This is a genomic window from Wolbachia endosymbiont of Cantharis cryptica, from assembly GCF_964277405.1.
GTDB lineage: Bacteria > Pseudomonadota > Alphaproteobacteria > Rickettsiales > Anaplasmataceae > Wolbachia.
Genome location: NZ_OZ195521.1, coordinates 1,190,466 through 1,215,104, shown reverse-complemented (window position 1 = coordinate 1,215,104; position 24,639 = coordinate 1,190,466). Strand labels below are relative to the sequence as shown.

Here is a 24,639-nt window from a genome sequence, read left to right as displayed (position 1 = left end):
CATCTCGTAGATATTCTCAGATCTACGCTACGATATCTGTATATCATGACATATAACTTTTTAGCATTTATGGGTACTATTTTTAAAATTATGTGAGGTTGAGGATGCCTGAAAGATCGTCCTGCTCAGTGGTTAAATGCACCTTTCCTGGTATTATGTACCAATTGAGATGGCTAGCGCTGTTTTCTAAACGTGCAGTAGATAGAGAGTATTCTTTTCGTCTATTCACAGAGAAGAAGTTAGCTAAGGATTTTGATGATATTGTTCTTCGGTATGAACAAGACGGGAAAATAATACATAGATTCATACAAACCAAGCACAAGAAAGATAGAAACAAAAAGATCGGAATAGGTCACTTATTAACGCAGAGAAAGGATGGTGCATTTGGCTTAATAAAATATCTTATTGCTTATTTAAAGATAAAAAGTAGCGGAGAGTTTGAGGGTGAAATAGAGGATTTTGTCATTGTTACAAATGCTGATTTTGATTCAACGGATTCAACGTCACACAAAGTGAGAAAACTGAGAATAGTGCCAAATGGAAAGAATAAAGGAAAGGAAATTTCAGTTATAAGGGTAGATACACAAGATGAGTTTCTGGATGTAGGTAATGGTGTAATACCAACTCTCATTACTAATGAATCAAATAAGTAACACAGCAGAGTTTTTTAATTATGGAGTGAGAAAGAGAGGCAATAAATTTACACAAAGCGCTCTCAAGCAGAGCAATTGTATCGTAGATTTTATTGCGCAAAATGTTCTGTTTTATATATAACCAAAACCTCTCAACAGTCAGGTGAGTATGGAGGTAGGTATATAATGTCGATATTTTTAGGTACCTTTAAATTTTTTCCAACTAGCGCAATCCATGATAAGAAAAGTCTCTCTTGTTCCTAAATATTGCGACATCTGCTCAAGGAATACAATCAGTATTGACGTTTGAGCTAGAACTCTCTCCATTTCTAGTGCACTATAGAGATAAAAATTTTGCCTACCTAATTTTACTTTAACCTGTGTCCTAATGCCTTTTTTCGTGTCCAATCTTTGAATGTGTGCCAAACCGCGATTCATCGAAGAAAAATAGCTCTTTTTCAGGATAGATGGCAATAGTTTCATTGAGATTTTTTTTTAAACTCTTCTTGTTTACTTTTATCTTGCGCATTATGCACTGGTCTTGGTGTGATATACGAGAACTTCATTCTTTGCATATTACGGTGTACTGTAGACTTGCTAAATCAAATTTTTCCTGGATTCTTATTCTCGTTTCTTTAATGGTAATGTTGGTTGTATCCATGCTTCAACTTGTTCACGTTGACTTTGATTCAATATAGTTTTTCTACGGCGTTGAGGAGAATTTTTCTTCTCTTCCAAACTTTAGATCATGCAGTCAGTGCCTTCCTTGAAATGCAACATATCTTTGCTACATACTGTGCTTTCTTGCTGCAATTACAGCATTTAGTTTTTTTGCAACATATGCGTTATTTCTTACTTTCTTCAGCATTATTTTTGCTCACTTTTTCATCCAGTAATTTTGATTTTAATGCCATTTAAACCTCGCTATTTCACTTATTTCAGTATGGCTTTTTTTCCATTATTGTCTATACGTTACTTGTGTAACGGGAATTGGTATAAGATATAAATTTGATAATAGTATTATCTCATACTTGCAGGAAAATAAGGATTTTATAAAGCGTGAGGTAGGTAGAGAAGTCAGCGATAAAGAAATAGAAGACTTTTTAAATAAATTAGTATTTGCAGTCAATTTGCCCAATGAAATTGAACTTGGTGAACTTATTAAGAATGAGATAGGTCAAGAATTTAACAATATCGATAGGCAGAATGTCTATAGTCGCTTTCTGGAAGAAGTTCTGGATTGGATGAAAGCAGAAGAAGGAAAGTTTTTATCATATGAAGAAATAAGAGATTTTTTTGAAAAAGTAAGAGAAGAAATTTTCGGAGCGGTTTGGTTTGGTATAATAGAGCCAGTGGCATCTTTTACTGGTAGAGGCGGAGTGTTAACAGCTCTGCATAATGTGCTACAAAGAAGTGCAAAAAAACAAGCGGTGATATCGCAGGTTGCCTCTATTAGCGGTCTTGGAGGAGTAGGTAAAAGTGAGTTGGCTAGGAAATATGCTTACAAATATGGAAAGGATTATTACGGTAATGTTATATGGATAAGTGCTGAAAACTCTAAGACTATGGAAAATTCTTTCCTGGACTTAGCTGAGGATGATAAACTAGGCATTTCTCCCCAGGATAAGTACGGAAATGACAAGACGATAGAAACTATTGTTAAAGAAACATATGCTTTTTTTGCAAGAAGGAGAAGAAAAAGCCTATTCATTTTTGATAATGCTGAGGGATATAAAGATATTAGTAAGTTTTTACCGTCCTCCTTGGATAATAAGCCTTATATTTTAATTACCTCTCGTAATAAAGATTGGGGAATATCAGAAGATGAAGGGGAGATAAAAACAATACAGTTAGGTGTATTCAAAGAAACGGAGGCTTTGAAGTTTGTTAAGAGAGCTTTAAATATAAGAGATAATTTACAAGACGAAGAAATAAAAAAACTAACACAGGAATTACAATATTTCCCGTTAGCTTTAAAACAAGCAGCTGCGTATATTAATGAAAAAAATGTTGTACTAAGTTATAGAGGTAAAGAAAAAATTGGTGTTAGTGACTATCTGAAAAGGTATGAAGAAGAGGCAAAAAAGCTGCTTGATTTTGAACTCAAAAATAAAAGTGACCGTTATACTAAAACAACATTCGTAACTTGGAAGATTACAATTGACGCTATAGCACAAAAAGAATGTGGTTTTGAAGCTTTGAGTGTTCTGGAAATAGTGGCCTACCTTGCTCCTGACAAGATTCGTATAGAAGAAATCTTTTCAAAATTAATAGCAGATGATGAAGAAAAGCTGTGGAATGCTGTTAAGTTACTTGATAGATATTCAATGGTTGACTTAAAAGAGGGAGTGGCAAACATTCACAGACTAGTGCAGAAAGTAATTGAATTTACAAAAGGAAGGTCGGGAAGAAGAAGTTCTCAGGAAAGCTCTGGAATTGATAAACGGTGGTGATTTAGTAATAGATAGTTTTATTCATGTTGCATCTATTTGGGGATATGCAAGTAAGCACAGTAGGTTAATTGATGATTTTTACTTTTACTCATCTTATATGTGTAGAGGAGCGCTGTTTATAAGGAAAGTCACACCTTTACACTTGCTTGCTGACAGTGGTGATTGTAAAGCAATTAGTACAATAGTAACGCATATAGAAAGACATTACTCAGATAAATTGGTAAGAACTGTTAATATTGAGGACAATTACGGTAAAACACCGTTGCATATTGCTGCTAGGAGTGGAAGTTTAAATATAGTGAAATATCTCGTTAATAAGAGTGCTGACATTAATGCTAAAGATAAATATGATAACACTCCATTGCACTTAGCTGCTGACACTGGAGAGTTTGACATAGTAAAATACCTGATCATTAAAGGTAATAACATTAATGCTGAAGGTGAACGTGGCTGGACTCCATTACACATTGCTGCTAAAAATGGAGAATTGAGTATGGTGGAATATCTTGTCAAAAAGTACGCTAATATTGACGCTAAAGACAATTATGGTGGGACCCCATTACATTTAGCTGCCTATGTTGGGGAATTGGGTATAGTGGAATACCTAATTAATGAGGATGCTTATGTTGATGCTAGGGACGAACACTACAGAACCCCATTATTTTTTGCTGCTGAGAGTGGAAAATTAAATGCAGTGAAGTGCCTGATTGAAAAAGGTGCTGATGTTAATGCTAGGGATGAATATGACGCAATACCATTGCACCTTGCTGTGTATATAGCTACCTTTAGTAGAGATTTAAGAATGGTAGAGTATATGATCAAAAAAGGAGCTTATATTAATGCTAAGAATAAAAATGGTGAAACTCCGCTGCACTACTCTGTCTCGTTTGGTAGCTACAATAGCTACAATATTGTAGAATACCTCATTCAAGAAAATGCCGATGTTAACACTAAAGATGAAAATGGCAACACTCCACTACACCTTGCTGCTATGAATGGAAACGTTGATATTGCTAAAATGCTGCTAAAACACAATGCAGATGTTAACGCTAAAAATAATGAAGGAAAGACAGCATTACATTATGCCACTGATTTTGATCATAGGAACCTTGTGGAGTTGCTTTTAGCTTGTGGTGCAGTTCCTGTGTCTGCTGAAAGCATTTAATGCAGCTTGAGAAGGGGAAATTATTTGTCTTGACAGCATATATGACATCCTTTACGATTAAAGTTAACAATAAAAGTGTATATTTGTTATGTTTGCGGTGATTGAAACAGGTGGAAAGCAGTACTTAGTAAAAAAAGGTAGTATAATAAAAGTAGAGAAGTTAGAGGTTGAAGAAGGAAAGGAAGTAGAAATCAATAAGGTGATTTGCCTTTCAGATAACGGCTTATCTTATCCATCTAATGCTACTGTTAAAGCTGAAGTATTGGAACAACGTAGAGGGGAAAAAATTATAATTTTTAAAAAGAAGAGAAGAAAAAATTATCGTAGAAAAACTGGTCATAGGCAGTATATAACTGTTCTTCGTATCAATGAAATTAATCTTCAAAAGTAAGAGGTAAGATATGGCAACTAAAAAATCAGGTGGTAGTTCCTGTAATGGTAGAGATTCCGCAGGTCGTAGGTTAGGGATAAAAAAGAATGGAAAAGTTATTCCTGGTAACATAATTGTTCGTCAAAAAGGCACAAAATTTCATCCTGGAAAGAATGTTGGTATAGGTAAAGATCATACGATTTTTGCTAAAGTAGAAGGCTGGGTTAGTTTTAGAAGGTCGGCAAATAAAAAGACTTTTATTGATATCTTACTTGTGGGTAATGTGCAAGTTTCAGCTTAGGGGTCTGTAGCTCAGGTGGTTAGAGCGCACGCCTGATAAGCGTGAGGTCGGAGGTTCAACTCTTCCCAGACCCACCATTTCTAGCTGAATTCTCTATAGCAACTTTGATATTGTATAAGCAGAAACATGAGTTTATATAAAAATTTGATAACCAGTGAATCAGTTGCAGCCGGTCATCCAGACAAAGTAGCGGATCAAATTTCAGATTCAATACTTGATGAATACCTTTTCACTGATACTTTCTCACGAACTGCAATAGAGACTTTAGTTACCAAGGATAATGTTATTATAGCGGGGGAAGTGTTCGGGCCTAACATCGAAAATAGCAGAATTGAAAATATTGTACGAAATACAATAAAAGATATTGGTTATGAGCATGATGGTTTCCACTCAGAAAAAGTGAAAGTAAATATATTGCTGCATGAACAGTCAAATGACATTGCAATGGGGGTGGATCAAGGTGCTGGAGATCAAGGCATAATGTATGGTTACGCAACAACAGAGACAGAAACCCTCATGCCGGCGCCCATTTTTTATGCGCACTCAATTTTGAAAAATATCATGAATGTGGTTAAAGAAGCAAAACTTGGTCCAGATGCAAAATCGCAAATCACGTTGGCATATGAGAATAATCTTCCAGTACATGCTGAAAGTATTATTGTTTCAATACAGCACCCTGAAGGTCTGGATCAATTGAAAGTAAAGGAAATTATTTACCCTTACGTAGTTTCATCTTTACCTGAAGGGTGGATGTGCCCTGAGGAAAATCTCTTGGTTAATCCAACTGGTAGGTTTGTTATTGGTGGACCAGTTGGTGATTGTGGATTAACCGGGCGAAAAATTATGGTTGACACTTATGGGGGTTATATTCCACACGGTGGGGGAGCATTTTCCGGAAAAGACGCAACAAAGGTTGATAGATCTGCAGCTTATATGGCAAGGTATCTTGCTAAAAATATTGTCTTTGCAGGTCTGGCTGAGCGTTGTCTTGTGCAGCTTTCTTATGCAATTGGCATATCAAAACCTACTTCATTCTATATTGACACATTTAGTACAAATATGGTAGATGAAAAAAGGATTAAAAAGTTTATTGAGGATAACATAGATTTATCAACACAAGGCATAATCAAGTATTTATCACTTAACCGTCCTATATATAAACGTACAGCCTGTTATGGACACTTTGGTAAAGAGTCGGAAAACGATGGTGGATTTTCTTGGGAAAACATAGATTTATCTGCTGAGCTTCGTAGAAAATTCAATATGGAAGACAGCAGCAAAATTTCTTTAGATTGCTAAAATTTTTGATTTACAGTTTGATACTGATGTACTAACTTATTATTAAAGTATAATTAACTTTTCGTAATAATTATACTGTATTAACAACAATTTTTATATTTATGAGGCTCATAAAATGTATAACAAAGCAGAAGGAGAATTCTACAATATAGCTGTAGGAGAATCATCTGATCTTATTGATAGAATAAAAGAGCACCCTTTTAATGTTGAATTAATGAATAATACGCTAGATTATGAAAGATTCAAATTCTACCTTCAGCAGGATTTTCTATATGTAACAGATTGTACTCGCGCTTTATTGATTATTGCAGCTAAAGCTAATGATATTGAAATAATGGATAAATTAACTTGTGTAGCTGTTGGAACCTTTGCCACGCGAGATCAATATAAAAAGTATTTTGCGGATTGTGATTTGTCTGACAACCACAAGAGATCGAGGTCTTGCTCTGCCTTTATTGATTTTTTCATGCGTGTTGCATACCATAACTCTGTTGCCGAGGGCTTAGCGGCTTCTTATCCATGTTTTTGTATATATCAAATAATTATTTGTCATATAGTAAAAGGCAACACCGTTCCGGATAATAGATATCAGAAATGGATTGATATTTTCAACAACGATATGGCTAACAATATGATTGATGAGGTAACCAAAATTATGAACAAGCTGTATAAAAAATCCAGCAATGATGAACGAAAAAATATGTTAGAGTTTTTTCGTAATGGATTAGAACTTGAACTGGCGTTCTGGGATGAGTTATATTATTCTGATATATCTTATTATCATTAACATTAGCAGCAAATTATTTATGTTAACTTGATCTTGTGGTACTATAGTGTTTAGTGGTATAATTAGGAGCTGTTATGGGTCAAACCTTTTAAGGGATATAGTTGAACATCCTTTTAATGTTGGGCTGATGAACGATACTTTAAACATAGGGAGTTTTAAGTTCTATATCCAACAGGACGCGTTATTTTTGGATGACTATGTTCGCACCATATTAATTATCGCATCCAGAATAGAAAACTATAATAACGTAATCCCACTTGCTAAAGTGGCACAAGGGTCAATAGCAGCTAACAGGTTCTTATATGATCACTATTTTACTATATATGATATAAGGCATGGGAAAAAATCTTCTGCATGTTTCAACTTCACCAATTTTCTTTTATCCATCTCGTATAGTAATACCTATGAAGCTATAACAGTTTTGTATTCTTGCATGTTTATATACAAGACTGTCATTGATGGTATGAAAAGTGGATTCAAGCAGAATAACAGATATAAAGATTGGTTTGATTTTTGTAGCAGCAGTTTAATAGAGTATGGGTGTAGCATTTTAGAAAATATTGTTGATGAATATTGCAGAAAAGTAGGGGTAAATGAAAAGAGCAGAATGCTTGAGTTATTTAGAATAACTGCACAATTTGAGTTGGACTTTTGGAGCAGCGCATATAATTTTCAAAAATTCAATCAATTTCCTAAGAACCTGTTTAAAATCTTCGCAATAAGAGAGAAACGAAGGAAAGAACGACCATTTGTAGGCTAGTATTGAGTTTTCGCTCACAGTTTTTCCACAATCGCCTGCATTTTTCCAACCAAGCAAAAGACCGCTCAACAACCCATCTTTTTGGCAATACAGCAAAGGTATGTAATTCGCTTCGTTTTATTACCTCAACAGCTGCACCAATAGTTACTTTTATTTGTGTTGCAAAATTTTCTCCTGTATAGCCAGCATCAACGAGTATATTTTTGACTTCAGAGAGGTTTTCTTTAGCATTTCCCACCATTTTTACAGCACTGCTACGATCAGTTGCTTCTGCCGTTGTTATATGAATTGCATGTGGCAAGCCCTGTGTATCAACTGCGATATGACGCTTTATACCTGAAATCTTTTTACCTGCATCATAACCCTTTCTTTCAGCAGTATCTGCGTTTTTAACGCTTTGAGCATCAATTATGCAGAAACTGGTTTTCTCTTTCCGACCATTGTTGATACGGACCTCTCCAACTAATTTTTTTTAAAACTAATTCCAACAAACTTGGTTCTTCTCCATCCTTTTTATTCCACATTTGAAAATAATAATATATGCTCTCCCACCTTGGAAAATCTTTTGGCAACATCCTCCACTGGCAACCACTTTTTAGGACGTATAATACTGTACAAAATACATCATATAAATCAAGTTTTCTTGGTTTTGTTTTCCTCCTGCTACTCTCCAGAATTGGTTTGATTTTTTCAAATTGCTCTCGACTTATATCACTTGGATAACTTTTTCGCATAGATATACCTCATTCTTAATCTACCCCTATTTTACCTTATCCTTTCGAGATTTTAAACAGGTTCTTAGAGAAAGACATGGGAACAATTAAATCTGTTCTTATGGAAAAAGGTCATAATAAAGTTAGAGAAGTGCATAATGTTCAAGACTTGTTTAGAGAGTGGGCAATAGAGGCACTTAAAGAGCAAGGCTATGGTGTGAGTAGTAAGGAAAGAAAAGAAATTATTGTCAAAGGGAGTGAGCAAATAGATACTGAGAAAGTTCAGAAGATAATAGAAGGTGCTTTGGGTCGAGTAACAGAGGGATTTAAAGCATTAAAAAGAGCACCGAAGGAAAATATATTCCAAAGTCTTCAAGGTATTCAAGATATTGAAGATATTAAAAATGCATTAGAAATGAAAGTGCAAGTGCAAGCAGAACCTATACATAAGAGTGCACCAAAAAGGAAATCAGATAGTGATATCATTGGTGGTGAGGATATGTCATCCAAGGCACAAGCAAAACGCTCAAACCGTGATGGGGTGGTACTTGGCGGTGCACAAGATCTACATCAGGGGGTGATTGGCCCTAGGGAAATAGAATTTATACTTCAGAACACTAAGGAGTCATCGCCAGGTAAAAAATACGCACATACTCAAACCTTTCCTTTAACAGAGCAAATAAAAGCAATTGGACTTATTTTTAAGGAATATGGCGAAAAGATAAGCAAAAAGATAATAGGTGTTATTTGCAGCTTATTTGAAAAAGAAGTGATAACAACAATCGAAAAACGAGACTATAGAGTAACCATTGAACAAGAGAAGGGTGAAGCTATTATCAATGGTAATAAGTCAATAGAAATTTCAGAAATAAACAAAAATATTGCCGATTCTCTGACTGAAGTAACAATGAAAAGTATGAAGAAAATCAAAGCTCTTGAAAGCAGGTATAAAGGTAAACAGCTAAAGCACGAGGTATTAAAGTCATTGAACGCTGATCTGCCAGGGAAAGATATAAACTCAAACTATAAGAAAGAACCTATATTTCAGACTCCTAAAGAGGTACAGGAATCTCATTTTGAAATAAGAGGTACAGACCCAAACTCAAACCCTATAAGCAGAAGGCCGCTACCGCCAGTACCTACTAAAAATCATACGGGAAAAGTTATGCAAGGTGGAAATAGAGGAGACTATAATGCTGGAGAGCCTACGCATGGGACCGTTGAAGAGGCACAGGAATCTCATTCTAAAATAAGAGATATAAAACCAAACTCTGTAAGCAAAGAGCCACTTGCACCACAAGTACCTCCTAAAAGCCGCATGAAAGGAGTGACAACAACGGGGGGGCAGGGTCAAGGTATTAAAATAGGTCAATAGTTTGTATACCCATAGCGCATTGTTTCAATTATAAAACACGTTGAATGCACATATGAGCAAGTTAAAGTTTGTTTAGGCTGAGCTGTATGAAAAGACAGGCTAGGTAGCTACCTAGCCTGTATCATATATGTATAACAACTAAAAAAACATAGCAGTTTTTTGTGATTTGAGTATAATTCTAGCTTTACCTAAGCAGAAAATTTAATGGACTATGTTTTAGCATCTCTTGCCTTACCATTTTTTATTACTGAAAATTATTTGTTAATTACTGCACTGATTCCTCTGCTTGGCGCAATGATTATCTTTTTTACCGGCAAATGGCCTAGTATAAGCAATGGTGTTACTGTTACGTCCTCTATACTCCTGTTTACATATACATGTCTGTGCACTTTATGTTGGGTATATGGTGATCACTCTCAATTTATCCTCATGGATTTTGGCAACAATTTGCATATTAGTTTGAAGCTAGAGTCTACCGGGATAATATTTAGTTTATTAATATCATTTTTATGGATGCTAACCAGCATATATGCAATATGCTATATGCAGTATCACTATGCTGATAGTAATTACTCGAGTTTCCTGTGTTTTTTTTCAATATCGATCGGCTGTGCAATGTTTGTTGCTTTTTCCGGAGATTTGCTCACTACATTTGTTTTTTATGAACTTTTAACTATCAGTACCTATCCTCTCGTTACTTATAATACAACAAATGAATCAATGATAGCTGGACGTTATTATTTTGGCGTACTATTTTTCTCTTCTTTGGTGCTGTTTTTTCCTACAATAGGTCTCTTATATAATAAATTTCATACTTTGGATTTTGTAAACGGTGGAATATTTAAATTTGACACTTCACTCATCACTTTCACTGCAGTGTGTTTTGCCATGCTGATTTATGGAATAGGTAAAGCTGCATTAATGCCAATGCATTTTTGGTTACCAAAAGCAATGGTTGCACCAACTCCTGTGAGTGCGCTGTTGCATGCTGTTGCTGTTGTGAAATCTGGAGTTTTCATCATAATAAAAGTCATATTATATACTTTTGGCATCGACAATCTGCAACGCTTTGCGCAACAAAATTGGTTTATTGGAGGATGGCTGCCGTATGCTGCAGGATTTACCGTAATTGTAGCTTCACTAATTGCATTAAAGCAGAGAGAATTGAAAAAATTGCTCGCTTACTCTACTGTCTCTCAATTATCATATATTATACTATTCGCTTCAATTTTTAGCGATCTCAGTACAAAGGTTGCAATTTTTCAGTTAGTTTGTCACGCATTTGCAAAAATCACTTTATTTTTTGTTGCAGGTAGCATAATAACGAAAACAGGTGAAAAATATATAGATAGAATTCACGGCATAGGACGCAGTATGCCAATTACTATGACAGCATTTACTATAGGCGCATTATCTATGATAGGAGTGCCACCTGCTCCAACTTTTTGGGGTAAGTTTCTCATTTTTCAAGCTGTTTTTAACTCTGGCAATGTAGCACTTTCTGTATTTGTCACTCTTGTGTTAATTGCAAGCACTATACTCAATGCTATGTACTTTTTACCAATAATTTACAATGCTTTTTTCTTGAAATCTTCCCAGAGTTTTTTCATTAAAAAGACACCTATTTTTCTGGTTTTACCACCAGTTATCACTGCTATATGTACTTTTGTTATTTTCTTTGGTTACCAAGCAATATTTTAAAGTTTCCATACAGTTACCCTATAATTATCTTTTTGGCATCGCCTATTTTGTCACTTTGCTGCAAACTTTGTACCTGTTTCTCAGGCATAATTAATATATAGTTTTTGAGAAGCTTATATTAATCACTTATCCTTTTTAAAAGATATGTTTTCATTAAATAAGCAGACTGTACTCGACCCGTTCCTTAGAGTGAACACCGAACCCACTCTTTCAATTATAAGATAATCATCAACTGTACGGAAATTTACTAGAGACTCATACCCTGCAGAATCAACCATAAAGACTGCTGGAAAATCGGAATTTATCTTATTAAATTGCAGATATGTAAATTTCCCGTCATCAAAGACTTTAGTTGGTATTATTGATTGGCTACCCTTAACATGTGAAATGGAATAATTAAAATTCAAGCCCTTCTTTATAACTTCAGTATCATTTATGTCGGGAATAATTGTATGACTAGTTTGCTCAAAGATATCGCCGTTATTGGTTGTATAAATTTCATCACTGTTAAATAGTGGATAAAGAAACCTTACTTCGTATGCTAATTTTGGATCATCCAGTCCAGTTGCTTCTTCAGCATGAAGTTCAAAGTAATAAACTCTTTTGTTAGTAATGACAGTTGCATTAGTATCAGCAATATCATCTATAGGCTTAATAAACAACCTGTTACCTTGAGGGACAAGCTGCCAACCGGTTGGGTCACCCATTGAAAGGTTTTGTATTACTTCACCTGGCTCAAACAATATACTGGATTGGTAACCATAAAAACCCGTATACTTATGTATAGCCTGTGGATTATAATTTATTACCTTTATGTGGTTGTCTGCAGCTATTGAACGTGGTTCCTGTTTTGCAAGTGCATCACCACCACAAAAAAACGACAATATGGCAAACAATAGAGCAATCATAATATTAAACATACATCAATCCTTAATGTTTTATCATTGATAAACATTAACTGCAACTGTTAAGGTACTTTCTTATACGCTAGATTTCTTGCATAACCTAAAAAAAGGCAAAAGAAGCCCCATGGTGGTTGGCTATTTACCATGTACTAAAATATCGGCGTTCTTTTTATTCTAAAACGCTTGATTAAGAGCGATTTAGCCACTTTTAATTTGCAGCTAACCTACATCGCAAGTGTTTAAGAAATTTACTAAGCAGGAAAAAAGACAAAGAAAACCCGCGGTAGCTAGCATTCAAATTCTCCCTTGTCAATTTGACGTTTTTTGATGTCTTGAACGCTTTATAAGCGCGTTCTAGCTTATATAGGTAAAAACCCAGAAGTTTTATAAAGACATGCGGTGCACGTAGTGCGAAAAATTAAACATGAGACGCCAAATACCCTAAGTTTTTTGTCATTAACCTGCACAGATTGCGAAGATAAATAAATAGCTTCAGTACTATGATAAGATGGCTGGCGGAGTTTGTCAAGTCGTTTTTGTACTTAATTTCCCCCGTTTTATGGCTTGGATGCCACTTGCTTCTTGGAGGCCTATGTTTGTACAGATATGTGCATAACGTTTAAATGCCCATGACTAAAGCCATGGACATTTATTGTGCAGATTAGCTTGGTAGAGGAGCTTCTTTCCCATCGTTAACAGCTTCAGTCTTTGCGTCACTAAACTTACTTGACACTTTATCAATAGCCCAAGTAAGTGGTGTGATAACTAATGCAGCAGCCCAGATAACAGCACTGACAGCATAACTCAAAACTGTGTTAACGAAGTCAGCTACTTTTTCACTATGGTTCCATGCCTTACCTGATAACGTGTTTGAATAGCCCACCAAAGATTGTGTATTGTCTTTAAGATCAAACTTATCTGTTACTTTTGCTAACCCTTTCGCTGGCCAGTAAGACAGATACGCAAATGCTAGATATAAAGGTCGTAGAACTATATTAGCTAGTGTGAAAGTAGTCAGACTAACCATACCCCCTTGCTTTCCAACACCAAAAACTACATTCTTCACTGGTCCCACAACACTATTGATATGATCAACAGATTGGTAGAAACAGTTTTGTGGAACTTGACTGTTATTTTTTGTTACAGTAGGAACGGTTCCATTAGCAGCATATCCCTTGAAATTATATAAACTTGACATATTAGCCTCCTAAAAAAACTATAATTAAAAAATGTATTTACATTACTGTACTATTATAACTTATTTTGGAATAATTGCAACAATATGAATATTTTAACCAAATTATATGTTGCACAAGAGCACATATTGCAATACTATTCCAGTAGGTTAGAAATTAAGGATGTTGAATGAATTTTACTTTACCTGAATTACCATACGATAAAACAGCTTTAGAACCTTACATATCTGCAAAAACCTTAGATTTTCATTATGATAAACATCATAAAGGATATTTAAATAAACTTAATGAGCTAGTTGAAAATACAGATTATCAGCATGTGAAGGTTGAGGAAGTAATAACGAAAGTTCATGGTAATAGCGATAAAGTTCCCATATTTAACAATGCAGCGCAAGTTTGGAACCACACTTTTTATTGGAATTCAATGAAAAAAAATGGTGGTGGTAAGCCTAAAGATGATGGTCTTCTGGCAAAAAAAATTCAAGATGATATCGGTGGCTTTGATAAATTTTGTGAGGAATTTGCCAATCATGGAGTAAGCCAATTTGGTAGTGGGTGGGTATGGTTAGTGCTCGAGAAAGGAAAACTCAAAATCACCAAAACTCCAAATGCGGATTTGCCGTTAATTTATGGCCAAGTACCACTACTCACTATGGATGTGTGGGAGCATGCCTATTATTTAGATTGTCAAAATCGTAGAATTGACTACATAAAAGTTTTCCTTGACCATTTGATTAATTGGGATTTCGCAGAAGAAAATTTAAAAAAGAATACATAAGATGAATACACCTCAGGTAACAAAATTAGATAATGGTCTGCGCATAATAACCGAGCAGGTGCGTGATGTTGACTCTGTAGCTTTAAGCATACGAGTTGGTGTTGGTAGTAGAGCTGAAAGTGCAAATCAAAATGGAATATCCCATTTTTTAGAGCACATGGCTTTCAAAGGAACAAAGACGAGAACTGCTTTTGAAATTGCAAAAGCCTTTGACGACATAGGTGGAGTTTTCAACGCCAGCACCGGCAGGGAAAGCACTACCTATTATGCAAAAATTCTCAAAAAGGACATTAAAACTGGTATTGATATATTAATAGATATATTGATGAATTCGACGTTTCCAGAAGATGAATTGGAACGTGAGAAGGGCGTTGTAATACAAGAGATTTTTCAGACTAATGATTCACCAAGCGACATTATTTTCGATAAATATTTTGAGGCAGCTTATCAAGATCAACCATTTGGTAGGTCAATCTTAGGCACGCAAGATACTGTGAAATCATTTACTCAAAAAGATCTAAATAACTACATAAATGAGCATTATTTTGGCGAGAATATGCTATTTGCTGTCGCAGGAAACATTGAGCATGAGAAAGTTGTTGCGTTAACCAAAGACTTCTTTTCAAAGATTTGTTCTAAAAAGCTGAAAAAAAGCCAGAATGCGAGCTACACTGGTAGTGAGTATTTAGAACATCGTAAATTAGATCAGGTACACTTGCTAATTGGTTTACCTAGTGTTTCTCGCTATGACGATAAATATCACACATTTCAAGTACTTGATTCTATACTGGGAAGCGGAATGTCATCACGTCTGTTCCAGGAAGTAAGAGAAAAACAGGGGCTTGCTTACTCTGTCTATTCATTTAATTCCAGCTATACTGATACAGGGATGCTTTCCATTTTTGCTGGTACAGATAGTAGCAATTTAGATAAGCTTTTAAAATCCATAACGACGGAGTTGAAGAAGTTGTCTACAGATGACCTGAAGGAAGAAGAAGTAAATAGAGTGAAAGAGCGGATAAAATCCCAAATTTTAATGTCGCGTGAAAGTGTCAGTTCTCGTGCTGAAGCATTGGGGCACTACTATGGTAACTATAACAAATATGTCAGTAAAAATGAATTAATAGAAAAAATTAGTGCTGTTACCACTACTGACGTAAAAAAGGCAGCAGAGGAGTTATTATCTCAGCATGAAAAAACTACTTTAGCTGCAATTGGAGAAATTAAATCATTACCAAGCTACGACAAAGTGGTTTCTATGCTTAAGGCTTAGTTCAGTGTTGATTGGACTTGCCAAAGACTTTGAAAAATAATTCTTTACATAAGGGGTAATTTTTAGAAAAGTCTATAACTTACTAACATTAGATATACTTTGCACTACAACACTTTCTTCAAAAATATACATGTTGCTCCATCAACATAGCCTTGGCGTTCAAAGTCGCACTCGTACCCTAAACTTTCATAAAATCTTTTTGTACCTTGAAAATTCATGGTTGCAACAGTTGCTATTTTGCAACGCATTTCCCGACCATAATCATGTACTTCTTCCATTAATTGCTTTCCCATACCTTTTTTCCTACAATCAGGATGCACCCAAAGCAGATCAGTGTAAATTGATCCATAGATAATAAGACCACTACAGCCTGCAATAACTTGTTTAGTATCATCGCGAACAAAAAAAGCGAATGGATTACACGTACCTTTATCAATGGTTTCTTCGTTAATCTTTTTGGATAGAAATTCAATATCTCTATCATTTGGAAGCGTAGTATGCTCGATTTTCATCTTTAACCTCTCCATTCGAAACATTCAAATTGACCAAACGTACGAAACCCCAGGCACTCATAGATTCGATATCCTGAATCGCTAGATGCAGAGAGAGTTGTGTGTTTTATACCACTCCTTCTAGCAGTACCCATAAGATGGGTCATCATTTGAGTACCATATCCAAGCCCTCTTTTATTCTCCCTTGTTATCAAGCTAAAAATGCCGGCTGTGTCACCGGAAATAAAAAGAATAGCAATTACAACAGGAATATTATTTTCGTATCCAACGAACAATTTTTCTTGTTGGCTTAGCAGTGGTTTTGTGAGCCTTTCGTAAAAGCTACGTGCTGTTGCATCATATGTTTCAAGAACTTTAGTAAAATGTTCAAGTTGATCTAGATTCAATACTTGTTCTATTCTAATAAGTTGGTTGTTGCTGCTTTTGAAGTTAGTCAGGTCACACAACATAGCACGTTCTTCAGTTTCGGTGATGAAGCCGTGCTCCAGCAATCTTCTGCTTAATGCTTTTGACTCAATTATCCACCATGCAAAAGGCTGACCTTTAAATTCGTTTATAACACTTTGAACTTTTTCTGCATGACAGTCACCACAAACGATGTTAAACATCGAAGATCCTAACCCGCAATTAATTATTGTAAGAGCCTGATCTGTTTTTACACTAAAACCTACAGCTTCAGGCAGGTATTTGAAGTGACTAAAGGTATTTTGTTTAATTTTCTCTAGCATATTTTCCTATATGATTACGAAGCTATCTAGTACCGCACACTAACTTCTCTCTTTATCTTATATAAATTAATCAAGTAGAGTGAATAGAGTGCCCACACGACCAAAAAAAATGTGGCACAAAACATAAACATTGCAATTAATGGTAGCAACAGAGAACCTTCTATTGCTACTCCACCTTTTCTAAGAATACTTGCTGGCTGGTGGAGAGTAGACCACAAATTCACGGAAAATTTTACTATAGGAATATTTATAGCACTGAAGATGGCAAATACTGCTGCTGATTTTTTAGCTCTTACTTCATTATCAAAAGCGCTCCACAATGAAAGGTATCCAACATATATGAAAAATAAAATCAACATTGAAGTAAGCCTTGCATCCCATACCCACCAAGTGCCCCAGGTTCCTTTTCCCCAAATGCTGCCTGTGATTAAGCATATTGCAGAAAAGACTGTCCCTGCAGGAGCAGCAGCATGTGCCAAAACGCTAGCAATACTATTGTTCCACACCAATGAAATGAAACTGAGTGATGCAATTAATCCATATATTCCAAGAGCAAGCCATGCAGAGGGTACATGAAGATACATAATTCGTACAATTTCTCCTTGCTTATAATCCTCTGGAGAGAAGAATAAAGCTAAGAATATTCCGGCTAAAAAACATACAAAACAAATAACACCAAGCCAAGGCAAAGCTTTTTTAGAGAAATAAGAGAAATTTGTAGGTTTTAATAAAAACATTTGTTTCAAGAGTAGCTTTGTTAAGAATTTATCAATTAGTTAGAGCTTTATCAATAGTCTACATTTACATAGGTCAAAAAATTAGCATAATTTCAGTAGCCGATTGCTTAACACTATATAAAATATGACCTTTAAAAAGCTTAATCTACACTTAGTATCGGATTCAAGTGGTGAAACTGTTATATCGGTTGCAAAATCAGCTCTGAAACACTTTCGTTCTGTAGAAACGGTTGAATATGTTTGGTCTTTTGTGAAAGAAGAAGAGCAGATTGATAAAATTTTGGAAGAAATCAACAAGAAAAGTAATGAGCATAACTTTGTTATATGCACCATTACTAATGATGAGCTAAGAAAGTATCTAAAAGGTAACTGTATAAAATTGAAAATCCCCTATAGAGCAATATTATCACATATTATTAGAGAAATTTCGTCCTATCTTGAAATTGAAAAAGACGAAAAGCTTGACTTGCACACTGAAATAAATAATGAATATTTTCAGCGCATCGAAGCAATAAACTACACTATTAATCATGATGACGGGCAAAACGTTCAAGATATTGGTAAAGCGGACATAATCTTAATTGGAGTTTCACGCACATCAAAATCTCCCACCAGTATGTATTTAGCTTATCGGGGCTATAAGGTTGCAAATATTCCTTTTGTTAGTGAGGTACCCTTTTATGTCGACTTAACAAAATTAAAGAACAAATTGACAATAGGGTTAACAATAGACGTAAATAGATTAGTAGAAATACGCAAAAATAGGCTTACCTCAATTAACAACGAAGATAATAATATATATGCTGACCCCGAGAAAGTAGAAAAGGAAATTAAGAAAGCAGAGGAGCTCTTTAAACAAAATAATTGGCCAATTATTGATGTAACACAAAAGTCGATCGAGGAAGTGTCAGCAACGATTATACAATATTTTAATAAAATGTGAGGAATTTATCAATTGACTAACTTTTTATAAGTGATCATAATGTAAGGTAATTTAGTTCTTACATAGATATGAAAGTCAAAGGGTCACTAAAATCCCATCGTAACAGAGATAAAAATTGTAAAGTTGTGAAAAGGGGTAGTAAGATTTACATTATAAATAAAGTAAAGCCAAGGTGTAAAGCCCGCCAAGGTTCTTAAGTGTTAGTTGCCTTTAGGCAAAGGGAATGGTCACATATGTGGTGTCAGTGTATACTCCAAATGTGACATGTGATTTGAAAAATATTGTAAAAGGGTTGCAAGTTACAGTTAGGGTGTTTAGTTTTTTATTTACCTTTTCATGTTATGCATTTCTCAATTTCTTATATGTGAAAGTATGGTGCTTGTATCTCAAAAAAAGTTACTGTATTTAAGTGCAGCCTTGTTCATTTCTTCTCTTACACTGTATTTCAGCATTAGCACAATTACAGGCAAACGTGGCTTATTAGCGTTAATGAATTTAACAAAAGAAATAGAGTACAATAAACTTTTGCTGAAGAATATCTCTTTTGAAAAGGAGAAGTTGAGTAACAAAGTATTTGGCTTATATGAAAAAAGCTTAGATTTAGATCTGCTTGATGAACAAGCAAAAAATGCTTTGGGTTATGTGAGCCCTAATGAACTCATGGTTGTTCTTGATATGGAATAGCAAAAAGTCTCATCTTTAATAAAAGAAAAAAACTGCTATAATCCAAGTAAGAGCATTATAAATGAAATGAATGTGAAAAATATCTTATTAGCGCTTTTAGTACAAACTGTATTTAGTTTTTCATCATTTGCAGCTGATCCTATTTTGCTCAACTGTATTGAAACTCCGGAGATATATGATCTTGATGCAAGGCCAAAAAATTTTAACTCCTCAAATAATTTAAGAAGAAAACCTGGTTCTCCAAATAGTGCAACAGGAGAGTTAATAAGTATAGTGGGTAGAATTACTGATATAAACTGTTTACCAATACAAAATGCCGTGGTTTCTATATGGCATGCAAATTCACGTGGTGTGAACCATTGTGATGAGAATACGAAGGATAATCAACGTGATCCAAATTTTGCTGGGTCAGGAAGATTTATAGTGAATAACCTTGGCTACTATAATTTTATTACAGTAGCACCTGGTAAAATTGGTGATAGAGCTCCACATATCAACTTTTTAGTTCAACATCCAGATTTTCCAGAATTCACAACACAAATGTTTTTTGCTGACCATAATTGCGGCAACTGTACCGATTCTGTCCTTGGGAATTTTATTGATAGCGGGCTTGCAAGCCTGCTAATAGCACCATTTACTTACAATGATCGGGCTATTAAAACCTACACGTTCAATATCACCTTAGGTGGGTATAACAAGTTTTCTAATAAAAGATAAAAACCCTTGCATATAAGAGGAGTTCATAGTAGCCTTGGGTGCTATTGTGCATAAAATATATAGTAAAAACATTAGTAAGATGTTTTTACTATATATTTTATGTACAGTTTACAATTATTTGCAACGGAGATATCAGCAATGAAAATAACAATTTCTAAAGATTTACCTGATTTTGAAACGCTAGTAATAGGTTTGTTTGAAAATGATGAGTTCATAGGTAATGATAAGGTTTTGCAAGAAAAGCAAGTTATAGATAACATCAAGAAATTTAGTGACTTCAATGGAGGCTTTGGTGAATTTTTCTCCGTTACTTCATCAGAGGGAAAGAATGTTATAGTTGTCGGGCTTGGTAAGAAAGATGAATGGGATGAAAATAAGGAATTAAATATTGGCGGTAAAATATATTGTGAGCTAAGTAGATTAAAGATCAAACGAGCGGCGATTTCAATCGAAGGAAGTGTAGAAAATGTTGCATATGGTGCGTTTCTGCGTAGTTTCAAATTTGATAAATATAAAACTAAAAAGGATGAAAAAATTACAGAAGTAGAGGAGATTACAGTGCTAGCAAAAGATGAGCAATTAAGCAGTGCTGAAAAATCATTTGAGCGTTTAAGACAAGAAGGTGAAGGCATATTTCTTGCACGTTCTTTTATTACTGAACCACCCAATGTTTTGTATCCAGAATCCTACGCTGATCGTATAAAAAGCGAACTTACTAAGCTCGGCCTTGAAATTGAAGTGCTTGATAAGAAGCAAATGGCAGAGAAAAAAATGGGAGCTTTGCTTGGAGTAGCACAAGGAAGTAGTAAAGAGCCAAAATTAGTGGTAATAAAATGGAATGGGGCTTCTAAGGAACAAAAGCCAATAGCTTTTGTGGGTAAAGGTATAACATTTGATACTGGTGGAGTATCACTCAAACCTTCACGTGGTATGGAGTCAATGAAATATGACATGGCAGGTTCTGCTGCTGTGGTTGGGGTAATGCACACTTTAGCCGGACGAAAAGCAAAAGTAAATGCGATCGGCGTGGTTGCACTTGCAGAAAATGCAGTGGGTGGTAATGCTCAAAGACCGAGCGATGTAGTCACCTCAATGTCTGGAAAGACAATAGAAGTGTTAAACACCGATGCGGAGGGAAGGCTCATACTTGCAGATGCTTTATGGTATACACAAGACAGGTTTTCACCGAAATTTACGATTGACCTTGCAACTTTAACTGGTGCTATAGTGGTTGCGCTTGGGAATAACGAGTATGCCGGTCTTTTTTCCAATAATGATGAATTAGCAAATCGTCTTGTTGATGCGGGAAATGAAGTAAATGAGAAGTTGTGGCGTTTTCCTATGAATGAAACTTACGATAAAATTATTGATTCACCGATTGCTGATGTGCAAAACATAGCTCCTGTAGGTTCTGGTGGAGATAGCATAATGGCTGCACAGTTTTTACAGCGTTTTGTAAACAACACTTGCTGGGCACATTTGGACATTGCAGGTACTGCTTGGCACGAAAAAGGCACTGATATTTCTCCAAGAGGAGCAGTAGGTTTTGGAGTAAGGTTGCTCAATAAGTTGGTTGAGAAGTATTACGAAACGAATAATTAAAGTCTTCTGGAGTTTCTACAATTGCACGAACATAGGCTTCCAAGAAGGATGTCATTCAAGTAGCCAACTGGCATAAAAACTACTTGACAAACTCCGCCAGTCCTCTTATTATGATAACAAGGGTATTTCTGACTCAAAACTTGTTTTTGACCTGCAGGCTCAATGACAAAATTCAGTAAAAAACTCAGGGTATTTTTTGGCGGATTACATAAAATTATGGCGGCTGCATGTCTTTTAAATTTTTTCTACATTCAGCCAAATTGCGCTTATACTAAGCGTCAGCACATTATTACAGCGCCAGTTTAAAGTATTATAGGGTCAAAACTCGCACTACGGGGCTTCTTTTGCCTTTTTTTAGGTTATGCAAGAGGTCTAGTTGCTAGGGAAATGCTTGATGATAAAATGGATATTAATACTATTGCCAAATTCACCGGATTATCCACTAATGAAATCGAAAAACTTCAAAAATAAAGTGCCATTTTATAAGCCTATCGCCCTTGTTTTTTGTTGGTTACTTATTGTTGCAGCACTTAAATGAGTTTCAGGTTTGTCGTCTTACTTCCCTGGTGAAGGACTTTTCTGCTTACTAATAGAAACAGTGGAAATTTGACTTTCTTTTTTTTCTCCTATGATTGTTGTCTAGTAAAAAATTCAAATTTTTGTAAAATCTTCAAAAATTCAGTTGTTTTTAAGTTATAAAAAGTAGTTGTCAGGAATTGACTAGCAGTTCTCTAATTGCATAAAAGTCAATAATGATTTTTTGTATTACCCAAAACATTTTCTGATATAAAATTCAGCTTTAATACAATTTTTTATTTATTACTATGCCATCTGATTCAATCAAAAGTTGTTTCATCGGCAACAAAAACACTAAGCTTTTAATTAATCTTTTTTAAATTAATGTAGCTAATGAATATGTGTGTAAGTACGTCCCCACATATTTTAAGTACTTATGCACATATTCATTAGCTTATAAAAACTAAGGTGTCATATTTTCCTTCACGATTATTGTCCAATAGAAAATTCAAATTTTGTGAAATCTTCAAAAATCCAATTATTTTTAAGCGTATAGAAAATTGTTGTTAGAAACTTTCTAGCAGTTGCAATAATAGCCTTAGCAGAACCACGCTTCTTTTTCACATGCTCGTAAAAACTTCTTAAGTAAGGGCTATACCGTATAGCAATCCAGGTACACTGTACTAAAGAAGTTCGTGCCGTTTTTGACCCATGTTTGGTAATTCTTCCAATAGTACATTGCTGATTAGATTGAGAAACTGATGGTACAACTCCGAAATAAGCAGTAAGTTTTTCAGGATTACTAAAATCATTAATGTCACCAATTGTCGTGATAAAAACCGCTGCAGAAATTGCACCAATACCTTTAATACTGATAATAGACTTCTTTCAAAATTCACGTAAGGAGCTCAAAATTGTGGATAGCAGCAATCAAATTAAATCTTAAACCAAAACGTTTTCGTCGGTTTCTATATCTATCGGAAATGATTTTAAACCTTTTTAATAAGCCAATTACGTTTTCAACAATTGCCCTTTGGCTCATAAGTGTTCTGTTCTCTTTTTTTTGTTCTTTGCTTAACGGATTCTTTTTCGTTTTCCTGTGAGGTAATACAACATTTTTATGTATTTTTTGCATTCCTCTGTAGCCGGCATCAGCTAAGATTTTAGTTTCCGGCAATATTGCTACCTTTGATTCCCTAAATATCCGAAAATCGTGTTTCCTACCTTTCGAGAAAGATGTACATATTACTTTTTTACTCTTCTTCTCTGCTACTACTTGCGTTTTTATAGTATGCCTTTTTTTCTTTCCAGAGTAGAAGCATTTTTGCTTTTTTTTGGCCTCTCTACTGGTGTTTCAGTTCCATCTATTACCAAAACTTCATATTCTACATTACCCTTTAATAGCTCTTTTTTTCCCGGTAATGAAAAATCTGGATGTTTTATTAGCGTGTCTTCTACCCATCTTATTATTTTGAAACAGTTACTTTCACTCATGCCATAACTTTGACCAATGTGGAAATACGTTCGATATTCCCTCATATATTCTAATGCCATAAGCAACCTATCTTCTACGCAAAGTTTGCTTTTTCTTCCACTTCTAGCTTTTTTTCTTTTATCCTCCTCATCCAAAATTTCCACCATTCGCTTAAATGTTCCCTTTTTTTCCCCTGTTAAGCGCCTAAATTTCTTTCCTTCCAACTTTTCTATTTCTTTATATCTCATACCTTAAAATATCTGATTTTATACTTCTTTTCCCTTGTTTGCCAATTTTGAAAGAAGTCTAATATTATTAAACCCAGGAAGTTGTTTAGCAAAAGCAATAATTTCTTCTTTTAGCTTCTTGAGATTTTCTCGAATAGCTTCCAATTGACAGTTAATTACTTCAATCTCTATCTTTTCTATATAGTCCCAATTATGCTTTTGAATAGAACGCTCAAATCCAGCTTTAGTTATCAGTGTCTCCTTCTTAATTTTTATTCCATGATAATTAAAAAGACCGTGCATTTTATTAATTAGAGATACTTGTGATTTTACTAACTGCTCTCTTGTTCGAAGAAGAGAAGCTAACTGCTGGCATTGTTTGCTTTTACATCTTGCTTCAGGCAACATATCCTTGCTTAGAAAGAAAGCAATAGCTCTTGCATCATGCCTGTCTGTTTTCTTTACAGAGTGACGAATCACTTTAAATTGCCAGGGTGCAACTATCACCACGCGCTTAACGTAAGATGAAACTGCATCATAAAAGAAACAGCTGTTACCCGTAGCTTCGAAAGCTATTTCATCTTCTGATTTAAGATTCTCGACAAAATTGTCCAAATCCTGTAAGCGAAATGTGCGAATATATTCTTGCTTTCCTGTTTCTAAGTAGCAAACAGTAAAACTGTTAGTATGTAAATCTACACCTATGTGACGCATAAATTTTTCCTCTTATTGAATACTACAAAATATCAGAGTAGAATATTGCCGGTTAGACCATTCTCCTATACGCGGTC

24 protein-coding genes, 1 tRNA gene and 3 pseudogenes are annotated in these 24,639 nt (G+C 35.0%); 18 read left to right on the top strand and 10 right to left on the bottom strand.

The genetic code is table 11. The features are described from left to right. Positions 1 to 104 precede the first annotated feature (104 nt). Entirely contained in the window at positions 105 to 653 is a 549-nt protein-coding gene (locus tag ACICP6_RS06005) for a hypothetical protein (protein ID WP_395463000.1), read from the top strand. On the opposite strand, the pseudogene ACICP6_RS06000 reads toward ACICP6_RS06005, so the two are convergent. Further along, a pseudogene (locus ACICP6_RS06000) lies at positions 634 to 1,546 on the bottom strand (IS630 family transposase). The gene ACICP6_RS06005 and the pseudogene ACICP6_RS06000 sit on opposite strands and share 20 nt — an antisense overlap. A 117-nt stretch (positions 1,547 to 1,663) precedes the next feature. Between ACICP6_RS06000 and ACICP6_RS05995 the strand changes: the two are divergent. The 8 genes from ACICP6_RS05995 (at position 1,664) to ACICP6_RS05960 (ending at position 7,767) form a co-directional block, all read left to right on the top strand. Next, on the top strand, positions 1,664 to 3,085 hold the full coding sequence (locus tag ACICP6_RS05995; protein WP_395462999.1) for an NB-ARC domain-containing protein: 1,422 nt from the start codon (positions 1,664 to 1,666) through the stop codon (positions 3,083 to 3,085). Further along, complete coding sequence (locus ACICP6_RS05990; protein WP_395462998.1) at positions 3,015 to 4,250, top strand: ankyrin repeat domain-containing protein; 1,236 nt, start codon at positions 3,015 to 3,017, stop codon at positions 4,248 to 4,250. The genes ACICP6_RS05995 and ACICP6_RS05990 overlap by 71 nt, the downstream gene beginning before the upstream one ends. An 88-nt stretch (positions 4,251 to 4,338) precedes the next feature. Further along, entirely contained in the window at positions 4,339 to 4,641 is a 303-nt protein-coding gene (gene rplU, locus ACICP6_RS05985) for a 50S ribosomal protein L21 (protein ID WP_395462997.1), read from the top strand. A 10-nt stretch (positions 4,642 to 4,651) separates the two neighbouring features. Beyond that, positions 4,652 to 4,921, top strand: coding sequence for a 50S ribosomal protein L27 (gene rpmA, locus ACICP6_RS05980; RefSeq protein ID WP_395462996.1), 270 nt, complete (start codon positions 4,652 to 4,654; stop codon positions 4,919 to 4,921). Beyond that, positions 4,922 to 4,998, top strand: a tRNA-Ile gene (locus tag ACICP6_RS05975). 49 nt (positions 4,999 to 5,047) lie between these two features. Beyond that, positions 5,048 to 6,220, top strand: a complete 1,173-nt coding sequence (gene metK, locus ACICP6_RS05970; protein WP_395462995.1) for a methionine adenosyltransferase — start codon at positions 5,048 to 5,050, stop codon at positions 6,218 to 6,220. Between the two features lie 115 nt (positions 6,221 to 6,335). Then, the gene (locus ACICP6_RS05965) at positions 6,336 to 7,007 is read left to right on the top strand and encodes a TenA family protein (protein ID WP_395462994.1); all 672 of its coding nucleotides are present in this window, start codon (positions 6,336 to 6,338) and stop codon (positions 7,005 to 7,007) included. A 127-nt stretch (positions 7,008 to 7,134) separates the two neighbouring features. After that, positions 7,135 to 7,767: a TenA family protein gene (locus tag ACICP6_RS05960; protein ID WP_395462993.1), complete on the top strand. Its 633-nt coding sequence runs from the start codon at positions 7,135 to 7,137 to the stop codon at positions 7,765 to 7,767. Here the strand turns inward: ACICP6_RS05960 and ACICP6_RS05955 are convergent. Beyond that, positions 7,712 to 8,501, bottom strand: a protein-coding gene (locus ACICP6_RS05955) for an IS5 family transposase (RefSeq protein ID WP_395462624.1) whose coding sequence is annotated in 2 segments (ribosomal slippage) — positions 7,712 to 8,239 and positions 8,241 to 8,501 — 789 coding nt in all. Because the reading frame shifts where the segments join, the coding sequence is not laid out codon by codon here. The two genes, ACICP6_RS05960 and ACICP6_RS05955, sit on opposite strands and share 56 nt — an antisense overlap. A gap of 76 nt (positions 8,502 to 8,577) precedes the next feature. On the opposite strand from ACICP6_RS05955, the gene ACICP6_RS05950 reads away from it, so the two are divergent. Further along, positions 8,578 to 9,855: a hypothetical protein gene (locus tag ACICP6_RS05950; RefSeq protein WP_395462992.1), complete on the top strand. Its 1,278-nt coding sequence runs from the start codon at positions 8,578 to 8,580 to the stop codon at positions 9,853 to 9,855. Between the two features lie 204 nt (positions 9,856 to 10,059). Beyond that, positions 10,060 to 11,556, top strand: coding sequence for a proton-conducting transporter membrane subunit (locus ACICP6_RS05945; RefSeq protein WP_395462991.1), 1,497 nt, complete (start codon positions 10,060 to 10,062; stop codon positions 11,554 to 11,556). A 122-nt stretch (positions 11,557 to 11,678) separates the two neighbouring features. Here the strand turns inward: ACICP6_RS05945 and virB9 are convergent, their stop codons facing one another. Continuing rightward, positions 11,679 to 12,464 carry a P-type conjugative transfer protein VirB9 gene (virB9, locus tag ACICP6_RS05940; protein ID WP_395463679.1) on the bottom strand — a complete coding sequence of 262 codons (786 nt, stop codon included), beginning with the start codon at positions 12,462 to 12,464 and terminating at the stop codon, positions 11,679 to 11,681. 658 nt (positions 12,465 to 13,122) lie between these two features. Beyond that, positions 13,123 to 13,659, bottom strand: coding sequence for a hypothetical protein (locus ACICP6_RS05935; protein ID WP_395462990.1), 537 nt, complete (start codon positions 13,657 to 13,659; stop codon positions 13,123 to 13,125). 167 nt (positions 13,660 to 13,826) lie between these two features. Here ACICP6_RS05935 and ACICP6_RS05930 point away from each other — a divergent pair, with 167 nt between their 5' ends. Further along, a complete protein-coding gene (locus ACICP6_RS05930) occupies positions 13,827 to 14,435 on the top strand; it encodes a superoxide dismutase (RefSeq protein ID WP_395462989.1) in 609 nt (202 codons plus the stop codon). 1 nt (position 14,436) lies between these two features. Further along, on the top strand, positions 14,437 to 15,708 hold the full coding sequence (locus ACICP6_RS05925; protein ID WP_395462988.1) for a M16 family metallopeptidase: 1,272 nt from the start codon (positions 14,437 to 14,439) through the stop codon (positions 15,706 to 15,708). A 104-nt stretch (positions 15,709 to 15,812) separates the two neighbouring features. On the opposite strand, the gene ACICP6_RS05920 is transcribed toward ACICP6_RS05925, so the two are convergent. Genes ACICP6_RS05920 through ccmC form a run of 3 tightly spaced genes read right to left on the bottom strand, consistent with a single transcriptional unit; the run spans position 15,813 to position 17,685 of the window. Further along, positions 15,813 to 16,220 (bottom strand): GNAT family N-acetyltransferase, encoded by a 408-nt coding sequence (locus tag ACICP6_RS05920; RefSeq protein ID WP_395462987.1) that lies wholly within the window; start codon positions 16,218 to 16,220, stop codon positions 15,813 to 15,815. A 2-nt stretch (positions 16,221 to 16,222) separates the two neighbouring features. Further along, positions 16,223 to 16,948: a GNAT family N-acetyltransferase gene (locus ACICP6_RS05915; protein ID WP_395462986.1), complete on the bottom strand. Its 726-nt coding sequence runs from the start codon at positions 16,946 to 16,948 to the stop codon at positions 16,223 to 16,225. Between the two features lie 26 nt (positions 16,949 to 16,974). Further along, positions 16,975 to 17,685, bottom strand: a complete 711-nt coding sequence (gene ccmC / locus ACICP6_RS05910) for a heme ABC transporter permease CcmC (RefSeq protein WP_395462985.1) — start codon at positions 17,683 to 17,685, stop codon at positions 16,975 to 16,977. Between the two features lie 124 nt (positions 17,686 to 17,809). On the opposite strand from ccmC, the gene ACICP6_RS05905 reads away from it, so the two are divergent. From ACICP6_RS05905 to ACICP6_RS05885, 5 genes are all read left to right on the top strand, one after another. Next, positions 17,810 to 18,628, top strand: a complete 819-nt coding sequence (locus ACICP6_RS05905) for a pyruvate, water dikinase regulatory protein (protein ID WP_395462984.1) — start codon at positions 17,810 to 17,812, stop codon at positions 18,626 to 18,628. Between the two features lie 68 nt (positions 18,629 to 18,696). After that, entirely contained in the window at positions 18,697 to 18,825 is a 129-nt protein-coding gene (locus tag ACICP6_RS05900; protein ID WP_191111540.1) for a ribosomal protein bL36, read from the top strand. A gap of 175 nt (positions 18,826 to 19,000) precedes the next feature. Beyond that, positions 19,001 to 19,312, top strand: coding sequence for a septum formation initiator family protein (locus tag ACICP6_RS05895; protein ID WP_395462983.1), 312 nt, complete (start codon positions 19,001 to 19,003; stop codon positions 19,310 to 19,312). A gap of 66 nt (positions 19,313 to 19,378) precedes the next feature. Then, positions 19,379 to 20,029 (top strand): protocatechuate 3,4-dioxygenase, encoded by a 651-nt coding sequence (locus tag ACICP6_RS05890; RefSeq protein ID WP_395462982.1) that lies wholly within the window; start codon positions 19,379 to 19,381, stop codon positions 20,027 to 20,029. Between the two features lie 138 nt (positions 20,030 to 20,167). Continuing rightward, positions 20,168 to 21,631 carry a leucyl aminopeptidase gene (locus ACICP6_RS05885; RefSeq protein ID WP_395462981.1) on the top strand — a complete coding sequence of 488 codons (1,464 nt, stop codon included), beginning with the start codon at positions 20,168 to 20,170 and terminating at the stop codon, positions 21,629 to 21,631. Between the two features lie 1,005 nt (positions 21,632 to 22,636). Here the strand turns inward: ACICP6_RS05885 and ACICP6_RS05880 are convergent. From ACICP6_RS05880 to ACICP6_RS05870, 3 genes and pseudogenes are all read right to left on the bottom strand, one after another. After that, a pseudogene (locus ACICP6_RS05880) lies at positions 22,637 to 23,029 on the bottom strand (transposase); the annotation flags it as partial. A gap of 13 nt (positions 23,030 to 23,042) precedes the next feature. After that, a protein-coding gene (locus ACICP6_RS05875) for an IS5 family transposase (protein ID WP_395462622.1) occupies positions 23,043 to 23,869 on the bottom strand; the annotation gives its coding sequence in 2 pieces (ribosomal slippage) (positions 23,043 to 23,482 and positions 23,482 to 23,869; 828 coding nt in all). Between the two features lie 60 nt (positions 23,870 to 23,929). Then, a pseudogene (locus tag ACICP6_RS05870) lies at positions 23,930 to 24,562 on the bottom strand (IS110 family transposase); the annotation flags it as partial. Positions 24,563 to 24,639 lie beyond the last annotated feature (77 nt).

Excerpts from the sequence above, each read along its gene's own strand:
- ACICP6_RS05895 (WP_395462983.1), top strand. The coding sequence starts at position 19,001 with ATGGTGCTTGTATCTCAAAAAAAGTTACTGTATTTAAGTGCAGCCTTG.
- rpmA (WP_395462996.1), top strand. The coding sequence starts at position 4,652 with ATGGCAACTAAAAAATCAGGTGGTAGTTCCTGTAATGGTAGAGATTCC.
- virB9 (WP_395463679.1), bottom strand. The coding sequence starts at position 12,464 with ATGATTGCTCTATTGTTTGCCATATTGTCGTTTTTTTGTGGTGGTGAT.
- metK (WP_395462995.1), top strand. The coding sequence starts at position 5,048 with ATGAGTTTATATAAAAATTTGATAACCAGTGAATCAGTTGCAGCCGGT.
- rplU (WP_395462997.1), top strand. The coding sequence starts at position 4,339 with ATGTTTGCGGTGATTGAAACAGGTGGAAAGCAGTACTTAGTAAAAAAA.
- ACICP6_RS05965 (WP_395462994.1), top strand. The coding sequence starts at position 6,336 with ATGTATAACAAAGCAGAAGGAGAATTCTACAATATAGCTGTAGGAGAA.
- ACICP6_RS05905 (WP_395462984.1), top strand. The coding sequence starts at position 17,810 with ATGACCTTTAAAAAGCTTAATCTACACTTAGTATCGGATTCAAGTGGT.
- ACICP6_RS05915 (WP_395462986.1), bottom strand. The coding sequence starts at position 16,948 with ATGCTAGAGAAAATTAAACAAAATACCTTTAGTCACTTCAAATACCTG.
- ACICP6_RS05935 (WP_395462990.1), bottom strand. The coding sequence starts at position 13,659 with ATGTCAAGTTTATATAATTTCAAGGGATATGCTGCTAATGGAACCGTT.
- ACICP6_RS05960 (WP_395462993.1), top strand. The coding sequence starts at position 7,135 with ATGAACGATACTTTAAACATAGGGAGTTTTAAGTTCTATATCCAACAG.
- ACICP6_RS05920 (WP_395462987.1), bottom strand. The coding sequence starts at position 16,220 with ATGAAAATCGAGCATACTACGCTTCCAAATGATAGAGATATTGAATTT.
- ACICP6_RS05945 (WP_395462991.1), top strand. The coding sequence starts at position 10,060 with ATGGACTATGTTTTAGCATCTCTTGCCTTACCATTTTTTATTACTGAA.
- ACICP6_RS05890 (WP_395462982.1), top strand. The coding sequence starts at position 19,379 with ATGAATGTGAAAAATATCTTATTAGCGCTTTTAGTACAAACTGTATTT.
- ACICP6_RS05925 (WP_395462988.1), top strand. The coding sequence starts at position 14,437 with ATGAATACACCTCAGGTAACAAAATTAGATAATGGTCTGCGCATAATA.
- ACICP6_RS05885 (WP_395462981.1), top strand. The coding sequence starts at position 20,168 with ATGAAAATAACAATTTCTAAAGATTTACCTGATTTTGAAACGCTAGTA.
- ccmC (WP_395462985.1), bottom strand. The coding sequence starts at position 17,685 with ATGTTTTTATTAAAACCTACAAATTTCTCTTATTTCTCTAAAAAAGCT.
- ACICP6_RS06005 (WP_395463000.1), top strand. The coding sequence starts at position 105 with ATGCCTGAAAGATCGTCCTGCTCAGTGGTTAAATGCACCTTTCCTGGT.
- ACICP6_RS05950 (WP_395462992.1), top strand. The coding sequence starts at position 8,578 with ATGGGAACAATTAAATCTGTTCTTATGGAAAAAGGTCATAATAAAGTT.
- ACICP6_RS05930 (WP_395462989.1), top strand. The coding sequence starts at position 13,827 with ATGAATTTTACTTTACCTGAATTACCATACGATAAAACAGCTTTAGAA.
- ACICP6_RS05900 (WP_191111540.1), top strand. The coding sequence starts at position 18,697 with ATGAAAGTCAAAGGGTCACTAAAATCCCATCGTAACAGAGATAAAAAT.